At 67.4% G+C, this 11,426-nt stretch carries 9 protein-coding genes and 2 tRNA genes; 3 read left to right on the forward strand and 8 right to left on the reverse strand.

Features of this window, described 5'->3' with window-relative positions:
• Positions 1–99: 99 nt before the first annotated feature.
• From ACFUTU_RS07415 to ACFUTU_RS07425, 3 genes are all read left to right on the forward strand, one after another.
• Entirely contained in the window at positions 100–819 is a 720-nt protein-coding gene (locus ACFUTU_RS07415; RefSeq protein WP_377962729.1) for an IclR family transcriptional regulator, read from the forward strand.
• A 180-nt stretch (positions 820–999) separates the two neighbouring features.
• The gene (locus tag ACFUTU_RS07420) at positions 1,000–2,856 is read left to right on the forward strand and encodes an HNH endonuclease (RefSeq protein ID WP_377962732.1); all 1,857 of its coding nucleotides are present in this window, start codon (positions 1,000–1,002) and stop codon (positions 2,854–2,856) included.
• 20 nt (positions 2,857–2,876) lie between these two features.
• Positions 2,877–3,428: a DUF1697 domain-containing protein gene (locus ACFUTU_RS07425; RefSeq protein WP_377962735.1), complete on the forward strand. Its 552-nt coding sequence runs from the start codon at positions 2,877–2,879 to the stop codon at positions 3,426–3,428.
• 13 nt (positions 3,429–3,441) lie between these two features.
• Here ACFUTU_RS07425 and ACFUTU_RS07430 read toward each other — a convergent pair whose 3' ends face one another.
• The 8 genes from ACFUTU_RS07430 to ACFUTU_RS07465 all read right to left on the reverse strand — a co-directional run bounded on the left by ACFUTU_RS07430 (position 3,442) and on the right by ACFUTU_RS07465 (position 11,344).
• Positions 3,442–5,055, reverse strand: coding sequence for a GTPase (locus ACFUTU_RS07430; RefSeq protein WP_377962738.1), 1,614 nt, complete (start codon positions 5,053–5,055; stop codon positions 3,442–3,444).
• A complete protein-coding gene (locus tag ACFUTU_RS07435) occupies positions 5,052–6,848 on the reverse strand; it encodes a dynamin family protein (protein WP_377962741.1) in 1,797 nt (598 codons plus the stop codon). Before ACFUTU_RS07435 ends, ACFUTU_RS07430 begins: the two co-directional genes overlap by 4 nt.
• Before the next feature lie 122 nt (positions 6,849–6,970).
• Positions 6,971–7,043 (reverse strand) — tRNA-Glu (locus ACFUTU_RS07440).
• Positions 7,044–7,173: 130 nt separating this feature from the next.
• Positions 7,174–7,245 (reverse strand) — tRNA-Gln (locus ACFUTU_RS07445).
• A 163-nt stretch (positions 7,246–7,408) separates the two neighbouring features.
• The gene (locus ACFUTU_RS07450) at positions 7,409–8,161 is read right to left on the reverse strand and encodes an HAD family hydrolase (RefSeq protein WP_377962744.1); all 753 of its coding nucleotides are present in this window, start codon (positions 8,159–8,161) and stop codon (positions 7,409–7,411) included.
• Positions 8,161–9,672: a glutamate--tRNA ligase gene (gene gltX / locus ACFUTU_RS07455; RefSeq protein WP_377962747.1), complete on the reverse strand. Its 1,512-nt coding sequence runs from the start codon at positions 9,670–9,672 to the stop codon at positions 8,161–8,163. The genes ACFUTU_RS07450 and gltX overlap by 1 nt, the downstream gene beginning before the upstream one ends.
• Before the next feature lie 70 nt (positions 9,673–9,742).
• The gene (locus ACFUTU_RS07460; RefSeq protein ID WP_377962749.1) at positions 9,743–10,519 is read right to left on the reverse strand and encodes a fumarylacetoacetate hydrolase family protein; all 777 of its coding nucleotides are present in this window, start codon (positions 10,517–10,519) and stop codon (positions 9,743–9,745) included.
• Between the two features lie 18 nt (positions 10,520–10,537).
• Positions 10,538–11,344, reverse strand: coding sequence for an MBL fold metallo-hydrolase (locus ACFUTU_RS07465; RefSeq protein ID WP_377962751.1), 807 nt, complete (start codon positions 11,342–11,344; stop codon positions 10,538–10,540).
• Between the last annotated feature and the right edge of the window lie 82 nt (positions 11,345–11,426).

An 11,426-nucleotide genomic window follows, 5' to 3' on the forward strand; every position in this document is an offset into this window, starting at 1 on the left:
CGATGCTGTTTTGCTGTTGGTTCCACTGAAACAGCAGAGCCGTGTAATAAGCCAGTCCGATGATTTGCATCTCAGATAATGAGACGGCAATATCAATACATGGACAATTCTAGTGGAGTCGGTGTCATTGATAAAGCAGCGCAGGTGCTCGACGCGCTTGAAGCCGGACCCACCACTCTTGCGCAGCTTGTAGCTGCCACGGGGTTGGCACGCCCCACGGTGCACAGGCTTGCACTGGCGCTGGTTCACCACCGCCTGGTGAGCCGTGACATCCAGGGCCGCTTTGTGCTCGGCAGCCGGCTTGTCGAGCTTGCCTCCGCCGCCGGCGAGGACAGGCTGATCGCCTCCGCGGGGCCGGTCCTCATGCAGCTTCGCGACGCCACCGGCGAAAGCGCGCAGATCTTCCGCCGCCAGGGTGACTGGCGCGTATGCGTTGCCTCCGCCGAACGGCCCATCGGCCTCCGCGACACCATTCCCGTGGGAACCCAGCTGTCCATGAAGGCCGGCTCAGCCGCCCAGGTGCTGCTCGCCTGGGAAGATCATGACCGCCTCCTGGAAGGCCTGCAGTCGGCGCGCTTCACGCCCACCGTTCTGGCGGGAGTACGACGACGGGGCTGGGGCCAGAGCCTCGGCGAACGCGAGCCGGGGGTCGCCTCCGTCTCTGCACCGGTGCGTGGCCCCTCCGGCCGCGTCATTGCCGCCGTTTCCATCTCCGGCCCCATCGAACGGCTCACCCGCCAGCCCGGACGGCTGCACGCCGAAGTCGTCTGCAACGCAGCCCGGGTCCTGACGGACGCCCTCCGCAAGAACAACGACTAGGGGCGGCGCACTACCACCGGTTGAGCTTGTCTGAACCCGCGCCCGTCCAAATCCGGGCCGGTGCTGGCCTACGGGTCCAGCTGGGTGCGTCCAAAGAAATTTTTAAAAAACTTCCAAGTCCCGTCCAGATCCAGGTCTATCCGCCCGATTAATGTCGTACCCCCTTGGCAGACTGTGGTCATGGAGGTTCTGGGGAATTCAGCAGTGAAAGCGGGGGTGCCGAACGGTGATGCTCCGCTTGCTGCCGCGGGTCCGGAGGCCCTGTTTGCAGGCGCAGTTTTCCCTGGCGACACGGTTCCGCACGGTTGGTCTTCCGGCGAGGTCTTTCCGTTCGACGAGTTCGCGGGCGATTGCTTTGCCGGCGATGACTTTCCCTATGGCGCCGATCCGGAGTCCGCGTATCCGGAGGACCCTTTCCCCGGCGGAGAGTATGACGACGGCGATCTCCCGGAAGATCCGTTTCCCGAAGCGCTGTTTTACGAGGCATCGTTCACCGGTGGCGATCGCTCGGGCGGTGATGCTCCCGGGCTGGGTCTCGGCAACCGGGTCGGGGCCGTGAAGACGCTCTTGCAGGCCGATCTCACTGCCGACGGTCCCGCGCTGATCGACCAGACCACGGCGCTGGAGAAACTCAAACACTGGGCCACCGGCCAGCAGGCCCGGCTCGCCGTGGAGTTTGAAGCCAGGCAGCGGCAGGAACAAACCGAATTCGCGACTGTGGACGGTACGGCGCAGGCCGCTTCCGGGCTGGCCACAAGCAACACCCTGGCGGCCGAGGATCTCGGCAAGAAACGATCCAAAGAACAGAGCCTGGGTGTGGCTGAGCAGATCGCCCTGGCCCGGGGCGAGTCACCGCACCGCGGCGGCCGGCTGCTGGGCATGGCCAAAGCCCTCGTCATCGAAATGCCCCACACCCTCACCGCCCTGGATACCGGCCGGCTCAGTGAAGAAAAGGCGATGCACGTGGTGAAGGAAACAGCCTGCCTGACCGTCGAAGACCGTGCCGCGGTCGACGAAGAGCTCGCCGCCGACACCGGGACCTTCGACGGGGTGGGGACCCGCGGCGTCATCGCCGCGGTCAAGGCCGCCGCGATCCGGCGGGATCCGCGCTCGGTCACCCAGCGCGCCAGCCACGCCGCCACCGAACGGGGCGTGAGCCTGCGCCCGGCACCGGACTGCATGACCTACCTCACCGCGCTGCTGCCCGCCCACGAAGGCGTCGCCGCCTACACAGCCCTCACCCGGCAGGCCGACACCCTCCGCTCCGCCGGAGACCCGCGCTCCAAAAACCAGGCCATGGCCGACACCCTCGTCGAATCCATCACCGGCACCCCCGGCGGGATCAGCGGCATCAACATCAACCTCGTCATGACCGACCGCACCCTCCTCCAAGCCGACCCCGAACCAGCCCGCCTCACCGGCTACGGCACCGTCCCCGCAGCATGGGCCCGCGAACTCTTCGCACCGGGACAAGGACACCAGGAAAGACCAGGCGACGGACAGAGGCGGGCGCAGGGCAAGGGTGCGGCTCATGGCCCGGGCCTGGCCGGGCACCAGGACCGGGCCTTGGACCGGCGGCACGATCCCGGCACGTCAGATCGCCTCCAGCCCACGGCGGGCAGTTCAACCCGCAGAGACCAAAAAGACGCCGTGAAAGAACTCAAGATCTGGCTCCGCCGCCTCTACACCGCCCCCAACACCGGCGACCTCGTCGCGATGGACGCCAAGCGCCGGCTCTTCCCGCCACCGCTGCGCCGCTTCATCCAAGTCCGCGACGACACCTGCCGCACCCCCTACTGCGACGCACCCATCCGCCACCACGACCACATCATCCCCTGGCACAACAACGGCCCAACAACCCTCGACAACGGCGCCGGACTCTGCGAAGCCTGCAACCACACCAAAGAACTCCCCGGCTGGAAAACCCAACCCAAACCAGGACCCCGGCACACCATCGAAATCACCACCCCCACCGGCCACACCTACCAATCCACCGCACCCCCGCTACCGGGGACCACACGAAGTGCCGCCGGGTAACCGCACAGTAGTCTGGGCGCATGACCAGCTACGCAGTGTTCCTCCGCGGCATCAACGTGGGCGGCATCAACATCAAGATGGCGGACCTCAAGGACGCCCTGAAATCGGGACCGTTCACGGCGGTGAAAACCCTGCTGGCCAGTGGCAACGTCGTGCTGGCCAGCGATCTCGGCCCTGCCGCCGTCAAGAAGGAGTTCGAAACCACGCTGCGGGAGAGCTTCGGCTACGACGCGTGGGTGGTGGTGCTGACCTCGGAGCGGGTGGCAGAGCTTGTTGCTGCGTGCCGCTACCCAGCTGACGACAAAACCACCCACACCTATCTCACCCTGGCCTCGGATACGGCCGCCCTGGACGAGCTGTCCGCCGCAGGGGCAGCACTGGACAGTGTGGAGCAGGAGCGGCTGGGCCCGGAGGCCCTGGCCTGGCTGGCACCCGCCGGCGGTACCCTTGAGAGCCCGTTCAGCAAACTGACTGCGAAGCCGAAGTACAAGGCTTCCACCACAACCCGGAATCTTCGCACCATGGTCAAGGTCCGCGACGCCGCCGTATCTCTGGAGGAGACAGCAGACTGACGCGCAGGAAAAGCTAGCCCGCGGCGGTCCGCAGCGCCGTATTAAACGCCTCCAGCCGACCGATCTCCGCCTCCACGGGCTCCACAACGAGCCGGCCGGCAACCTCTGCCACGGCCCCGTTGAGCCGCTTCCTGGCCTTGGCACCCCGGCGCTTCGCCACACCGGCAGAGATGAATTTAGCTGTCACGGCGAGCAGGATGCCCAGCGCGGCTCCGCCGGCAACCATCAGGGTCGGGACCGGCCACCCTTCCACCCGGGGCACCTGCGGAACAGGCAGCTGCAGGTAACCCAGGCCGGCAAGCACGCCCAGCCACCCCAGACCAGCCACGGCCGTGAGCAGCGCAATCCACTGGATAACGTTGAACGCGCCCCACCACCAGGACTTCCGGCTGGCGCCGAGGTCTGCCCCGGCGATGGCCTGGTCAAGAGCATCCGGCAGCCGGTCCCTCCCCGTCCGGGCCGCTGCGCGGATGGATGCCCGCCAAGGGCCGGGCGCACCATCGCTGGCGGCGTCGGCAAATTCACGGACGGCAGCATCGGTCCGCGCGCGTTCCGGAGCGCCTGCGGGAGGCAGGGACGTCCGGTTCACCTCGGCGCTGGCATCGCGGCGCAGGTTGAGGCGGCGGAGCGGGTCCGGCCTGAAGCGGACAAGCCACCGCGTCACCGGCCAGCCCGTGCGCCGGGTGGACTCGATACGGTACGACGAGGACACGGCATCGGCCACCAGCGGCACGTTGGCCGCCACGGCCAGTTCGTCCGCGAGCCGCGCCGCGGTCCCCCGCTGGACTCCTGCAGCTTCCCCACGGCCGGAGGCCTCCTGCAGCTGGGCCGCAGCCTTGGTCACGTCCGCCGACAATCGAAGGGACAGCGCTTCCCGCTGCGAGACAACCCGGCGGATGGCCGCCCGGACATCGTCCACTCCGGCTCCGGTCAGCGCGGAGGCAGCCAGGACCTGAACCTTGCCCAGCCCGTCGCGGGCGAGGATCGCCTTCAGCGACTCCAGTACCGGCCCAACATCCGCCGCCGGCAGCCTGTCCACCTGGTTGAGCACCACCAGCGTGACGGCGCCGTGCGATGCCAGCGGAGCAAGGAAGTCGTTGTGGACGGATGCGTCGGCGTACTTTTGCGGATCCAGCACCCACACCAGGACATCCACCATCCCCACCAGCCGCTGCACGATCTCCCGATTAGCGGTTCGCGTGGAATCGAAGTCGGGCAGGTCCAGCAGAATCAGGCCGGTATCCTCATCGGCGAAGCCGTCCACAGGATCCGCATGGTGGCGTCCGCGCACATCCAGCCAATCGAGCAGCGGCTCGCTGCCCTCGGCACCCCACACGCTGGCCAAAGGTTCGGATGTGGTGGGCCGGCGCGCCGCCGCCGTCGCGATCTCAGCGCCGTTCACGGCGTTGAAGAGGGTGGATTTCCCGCTTCCGGTCGCCCCGAAAAAGCCCACCACCGTGTGGTCGGCTGAGAGCGCCCGCCGTGACCGGGCACGTTCCAGCACCCCGAGAACATCCTCGAGCGCCGCGTCGGGCAGCACGCCTTCGGCCAGCTCCCGGGCCCTGCCCAGGGCCTCGAGTCGGCCTTGCAGCCGCGTCTCATCCCTCGCCCTCCCGCGGCGGTTCACGAGGCGTCAGCCAACCGCGTCAGGGCCCGTGCATGTTCGGCAAGCTCGACGGCGGCACTCCCGGCGTCCGTGTCCAGCCGACGCAGGAACCGTTCCTGCTCGGCTTCCAGAAGGTTTCGGCACCTGCGGCTCAAGTCGTCGCGGGCGGTGCGGGCGAGCCGGCGCACTGCATCCTCCCCAAAGACGGCCTCCAGCAGTCTTTGCCCCACGACGGCGGTGCCTCCGGCGACGCCAATCTCCAGGCCGGTCAGTCCGGCCGTCATCGAGAAGACCACAATCATCAGGGCGGCACCGAGGCCATTGATGCCGAAGGACAGCCACCGCGCCTGCGTCCGCTTGTCCTGTCCCTCGGTCCTGATCAGTTCCATCAGGCCAGCCTGCCAGTCACGTATTTCCGCGGCCGCGAGATCCGCAAATCCGGAACTGATCCCGGAGAGGTCGTCCGTGCCCAGAAGCTGCCGGCCCGCGGGGTCCGCGCGCCAACGCTGGTCTGCGTCTTCGGCCGCCTTGGCGGCTTCATCAAGGATGACTGCCTGGAGGCCTGTTTCAATGGCGGTTTCCACTTTCACCGCCGGCGCCGGCTCGCCTCGGAAGAATGCGCCGAGACGGTCGCGGAACCGCCCCACGTTCTGCTCCAGGCTGCGGAAGAACTCGCCCGTTCCGACGAAGTCCTGCCAGCGGGCCAGGACCTCGCCACGGAGCAGAGCGCCATCTTTGGTGGCGTCGATGATCCGGGTGCCCGCGTCCTGATAGGCGGCCCGCACATCATCACCGAGCACCGTGGCGGCGCGCCCCTGTTCCCTGGCCGCGTCGGCGATCCGTGCCACCCGCTGGCCCAGCTCCCGTACGGCGCCGTGCAGCGTCCGCCGCGCGATGTCAGCGCGGGCTGCCGCATCTTCGGCAAGGCCGCGGAGCCAGGCCTTCAGGGGCTGCACAGTTTCCGGTGGAAGCATGCCAGCACTGCCAAGCTGGATTTCCGGGATGACGAAGAGCCGGGCGGCACCAAGGCCCTCCCGCGCCAGCATGCTGCGCAGATCCTCCCGCACTTCCGCTTCAGCGGCCGGCGGGACACGGTCCAGGACTACTGCAACCATGATGTCCCGCGACGCGGCGTTCAGCAGCAGCTTCCACGGGACGGCGTCAGCGTACCGGTTTGCGGTGGTCACGAAGATCCAGAGGTCGGCGGCGGCCAGCAACTGCCCGGCGAGCCTGCGGTTCTCGTCGGAGATGGAGTCAACGTCGGGAGCATCAAGCAGTGCGATGCCTTCGGGCACGGCGGAATCTCCCACCAGGACCAGTGATGAGACGGGTGGATCCCCCGACGGCGGAACGGCCTGCCCGGCCGGCTGACGGTTTGGCAGGGCCGGGACAGCCGCCGGGACGAGGGTGCCGCGGATCCGGCTGAGACCGGGCAGAACCCGCTGGTCCTCAAACCAGGCAGCTTCCGAGGGATGGTGCAGCAGGATGGGCTGGCGGGTGGTGGGCCGGATGGCACCGGCGCGCGTTACGGGATGGCCCACCAGCGCGTTCACAAGAGTCGACTTGCCTGCGCCCGTTGAGCCGCCGACGACGGCCAGCAGCGGGGCGTCCAGGCTGCGGTAGCGGGGCAGGACGTAGTCGTCGAGCTGGGCCACGGAGTTGCGCACCTCCAGCCGGGCCTGGTCGGCGGTCGGCAGCGCCAGCGGCAAGGTGACGGCCGCCAAATCGCGCCGGACCTCCTCGAGGAGGCGCACGCCGGCAGGCTGCGTTTCCGTTTCCTGGCCGCCGGTTGGCGGGATCCGGTTGGAGGTCACAGGCTCATCATGCCAGTTCAGAGGTCTTTTTGGGTCGAACAGCCGGAGACGGCGCAGGCGGGCCATACAAATTCAGGCAAAAGAATACCGGCCCCGGGCTGTTGCCCGGAGCCGGTTATCGGTGACCCCAGCGGGATTCGAACCCGCGTTACCGCCGTGAGAGGGCGGCGTACTAGGCCGCTATACGATGGGGCCGTGTACTTTCTTGCCAGCGTTTCCGCTGATCAAGCCAAGTTAGTGTTTCACACATTTGGCTTTGTTCCAAATCGGCGTTTTCCGATTTGCAACACCTGAAATTCTTCGGAAAATCCGGAGAAATCCAGAGCTGGGATACCAGGACTCGAACCTAGAATGACGGTACCAGAAACCGTAGTGTTGCCAATTACACCATATCCCATTGGCACTTTCGGGCCGGTGGAAAGTCTTTATCTTTCGCTCCGTGCCCCTCAGCACGAGTAATTACTCTACCCGAGACTTTTGCGCCGCACAAATCGGCGGGCCGTTACCTGCGCCACACTTTCTGAACGCGTCAAGCGGCAGCAGGCAACGGACCCAGCCGGCTAGCTGGAACCGGCCGGCAGCGCCAGGAGTTCCAGCAGGGAGGCGACCTCCTGCCCCTGGAAACCCGGAGCCTGTTCCCCGCCGCGGTTAAGCCAGATGCCCAACAGTCCTGCCGCCGTCGAGCCCTCGGCGTCCAGGAGCCGGTTGTCACCGATGTACAGGGTGGTGGCGGGAGTGCTGCCGATCAGCCGGACGCCTTCGAGGTAGATGGCGGGGTCCGGCTTGGGGACACCCACCGTGTCGGTGCCCACGAGGAACCGGATCCGTTCCAGCCCGGCGCTGTCCAGCTTTGCCCGCTGATAGTCGTGCACATTGTTGCTCACGGCTCCGTAGGGAATACCTGCCTGGTCCAGCGCGTCGAGCAGCGGCAGCACGTCCTCAAAGGCCCGCACATAGCTGGGCTGCAGCCGCGCATAGGTGCTGAGCCAGTTGTGCGCTTCCTCGCCCTCACCCATCTCGACGCCGAAGTGGCCCAGTGCCGCCCGGCCGCGGAGCAGGCGCTGCTCATTGAAGGTCAGCTCGCCGGCGAGGTAGCGGTCGTAGTAGTGGGTGGTCTCGTGCGTGAAGATCCGCCCCACCTTGTCCCACCCGGCCTGGTCCAGGCCGGGCAGGAGGTGCTCGCTGGCGTCCCGCAGCGCCGTCGTCATGGCGTAGGCGAGGTCCACGAGGGTGTCGTCGATGTCGAACAGGACGCCGCTGACCGTCCCGAGGTCACGGGACAGGACAGCGGTTTCCGCTGCGGGGTGTGACATCAGCCGCGGAAGGCGCGCAGGCGCGCCAGGGACGATTCCTTGCCCAGGATCACCATGGACTCGAACAGCGGCGGGGAAATGCGGCGGCCGGAGATGGCGGTACGCACCGGGCCGAAGGCAAGGCGCGGCTTGATCCCCAGGTCCTCCACCAGCGCCTGCTTCAGCGCGGACTGGATGTTCTCGGCGTTCCAGTCACCGATCGGCTCAAGGGCCGCCAGCGCCGCGTCAAGGACCTCGGTGACGTTCTCCGGCAGGCCCTTGCGGGCGTCGGCGGCGACGTCGATCTGGTCGTCGGACTTGAACAGGAATGCCAGCATCTCCGGTGCTTCGCCGAGCAGGGTGATCCGTTCCTGGACGAGCGGCGCGGCTTCCGTCAGGATCTCCTCCTGGTGGTCGGTCAGGATCTCCCCCACCAGGCCCTCGTGGCGGAGGTACGGGACCAGCCGTTCACGGAAGACCGCAGGGTCCAGCAGCCGGACGTGGGTGCCGTTGATGGCCTCGGCCTTCTTGAGGTCAAAGCGGGCCGGGTTGGCCAGGACGTCGTGGATGTCGAAGTTTTTCACCAGCTGGTCCACCGTGAAGATGTCCTCGTCGGCGCTCAGGGACCAGCCCAGCAGGGACAGGTAGTTCAGCAGGCCCTCGGGGATGAAGCCGCGTTCCCGGTGCAGGAACAGGCTCGATTCCGGGTCGCGCTTGGAGAGCTTCTTGTTGCCCTGGCCCATGACGTAGGGCAGGTGGCCGAACTCCGGCATGTACTCGGCCACGCCTACCGCGTACAGGGCCCGGTACAGGGCGATCTGCCGCGGAGTGGAGCTCAGCAGGTCCTCGCCGCGGAGGACGTGCGTGATGCCCATGAGGGCATCGTCCACCGGGTTGACCAGGGTGTACAGCGGGGCGCCGTTGGCACGCACCACTGCGAAGTCCGGGACAGAGCCGGCCTTGAACGTGATCTCGCCGCGGACGAGGTCGGTGAACGTGATGTCCTCATCCGGCATCCGCAGCCGCAGCACGGCTTCCCGGCCCTCGGCCTTGAACGCGGCAACCTGTTCGTCGCTAAGGTCGCGGTCAAAGCCGTCGTAGCCCAGCTTCGGGTCCCGGCCGGCAGCCCGGTGGCGCGCTTCAATCTCGTCCGGCGTCGAGTAGGACTCGTAGATGTGGCCGCCGGCCCTGAGCTTGGCGATCACGTCCTGGTACAGCTCGCTCCGCTGGGACTGGCGGTACGGCGCATGCGGCCCGCCCACCTCGACGCCCTCGTCCCAGTCGATGCCGAGCCACTTGAGGGCGTCGAGCAGCTGGTGGTAGCTTTCCTCGCTGTCGCGGGCCGAGTCGGTGTCCTCGATGCGGAAGATCATCTTGCCGCCGGTGTGGCGGGCGTAGGCCCAGTTGAAGAGCGCCGTACGGATCAGACCGACGTGCGGGGTGCCCGTCGGTGAGGGGCAAAAGCGGACCCGGACGGGCGTTTCGGCGGTGACGGCAGGAATGGCAGCAGGAGCGGCGGAGGGGGTAGTCATAGTGATACCAACTTTACCAACCGGGCACCCCTGCGCCGTCCCTGCGGAGGCCGTCCGCGGCCAGGTCCGCCTAGCGGCGGACGACGGGGTTCGACAAGCGGCCGATACCCTCGATCTCCACTTCGTACCGGTCGCCCGCCTGGACCAGGCCGACGCCTGCCGGGGTACCCGTCATGATGACGTCACCGGGCAGCAGCGTGAACGCACTGGAGATGATGGAGACCAGTTCCCGCACGCCGCGAATCATCTGTGTGGTGCTGCCGTCCTGGCGCAGTTCGCCGTTGAGCCGGCCCTTGATGGACAGGTCCTCCGGATCGAGTTCGGTTTCGATCCACGGTCCAAGCGGCGCTGAGGTGTCGAAGCCCTTGGCGCGGGCCCACTGCAGGTCGGTTTTCTGGACGTCACGGGCGGTGAGGTCGTTGCCGCAGGTGTAACCGAAGATGACGTCGTCCACACGGTCTTCCGGCACGTCCTTGCAGATGCGGCCGATGACGACGCAGAGCTCAGCCTCGAAGGAGACCTCCTCGGAGAACTCCGGAAGGACCACGGGATCGTTCGGGCCAACCACGGACGTGTTGGGCTTCAGGAACAGCAGGGGCTGCTGGGGCACTTCGTTGCCGAGCTCGTGGGCGTGCTCCACAAAGTTCCGCCCCACCCCGATCACCTTGCTGCGCGGAATGATGGGCGCCAGCAGGCGGACATCCTCGAGCTTGTGCCGCACGGAAGTGCGTTCCACGCCGTTGAAGAACGGGTCGCCGTTGATGACAGTGATTTCCTCACTGCCGGGCTGGCCTTCAACAACGCCGTAAAGGGGATCAGAATCGACTACAAACCGGGCAATACGCATGGCTCCAAGCCTACAGTCTTAGATTCCCCCACCCAGGGAGCGGAGGTACTGCAGCTGTGCCGCCACGGAATTCTCGGCGGCGCGCCGGACGGAAGGGTCGACGTCGGCATAGACGGCGGTGGTGACCTCGCCGACGCCCGCGTCCGGGCCGAGGCCGGCGAGGGCGGCCCGGATCTGGGACAGGCGGTCCAGCCGGTGGTCCCGGTAAGCGCGGACAACAGCGTCCAGGGCGGGCAGAACGGGCCCGTGGGCGGGCAGGACCGTGGCGGGGCCCAGCCGTTCCAGCCGGTCGAGTGAAGCGAGGTAGTCGGCCAGGGTGCCGTCGGGGTGGTCAAGCACGGTGGTTCCCCGGCCCAGGATGGTGTCGCCGGTCAGCACGGAGCCGGCAGGCCCGTCGAGGGGCAGGTGGAAGCAGACGGAGTCCGAGGTGTGCCCGGGAGTGGGGACCACCCTGATCTCGGTGCCCCCGGCGGCGATGGTCTCCCCCGCCTGCAGCGGGCTCCCCGCGTGGCAGTGCTCGCGCGCTGCGGCCCTGACAGGCACACCGGTGATCTCGGCCAGCCGGGCCGAGCCTGCCGTGTGGTCCGCGTGCCGGTGCGTAACCAGGATGAGCTCCACTGGTCCGGCCGCCGCCAGTGCCTGAAGGTGTGCCTCGTCCAGCGGCCCCGGATCGACCACCACCACTCCCCCATGGCCCGGCTCCCCGACGATGTAGGAGTTGGTCCCCTCGAGGCTCATCGGCCCCGGGTTGGGCGCCAGGCGGAACCGCGTCAGCGGGCTGCTGCCAGTAAATGCAGTGGTGGTGTCCTGGTTCACAGGATTCATTCTGTCATCCGGGACTGCGGGGCACAGCGGGACGCACAACAAGCAGAACGACGGCGGGCGGCCGCTGAGCTGCCAAAACCTG

It is taken from the genome of Arthrobacter sp. NPDC057388, assembly GCF_042668165.1.
Lineage (GTDB): Bacteria > Actinomycetota > Actinomycetes > Actinomycetales > Micrococcaceae > Arthrobacter.

What these genes read in the sequence shown, in the direction of transcription:
- ACFUTU_RS07465 (WP_377962751.1), bottom strand. Translation starts at nt 11,344, where the DNA reads ATGAATCCTGTGAACCAGGACACCACCACTGCATTTACTGGCAGCAGC.
- ACFUTU_RS07415 (WP_377962729.1), top strand. Translation starts at nt 100, where the DNA reads ATGGACAATTCTAGTGGAGTCGGTGTCATTGATAAAGCAGCGCAGGTG.
- ACFUTU_RS07460 (WP_377962749.1), bottom strand. Translation starts at nt 10,519, where the DNA reads ATGCGTATTGCCCGGTTTGTAGTCGATTCTGATCCCCTTTACGGCGTT.
- ACFUTU_RS07450 (WP_377962744.1), bottom strand. Translation starts at nt 8,161, where the DNA reads ATGTCACACCCCGCAGCGGAAACCGCTGTCCTGTCCCGTGACCTCGGG.
- gltX (WP_377962747.1), bottom strand. Translation starts at nt 9,672, where the DNA reads ATGACTACCCCCTCCGCCGCTCCTGCTGCCATTCCTGCCGTCACCGCC.
- ACFUTU_RS07425 (WP_377962735.1), top strand. Translation starts at nt 2,877, where the DNA reads ATGACCAGCTACGCAGTGTTCCTCCGCGGCATCAACGTGGGCGGCATC.
- ACFUTU_RS07420 (WP_377962732.1), top strand. Translation starts at nt 1,000, where the DNA reads ATGGAGGTTCTGGGGAATTCAGCAGTGAAAGCGGGGGTGCCGAACGGT.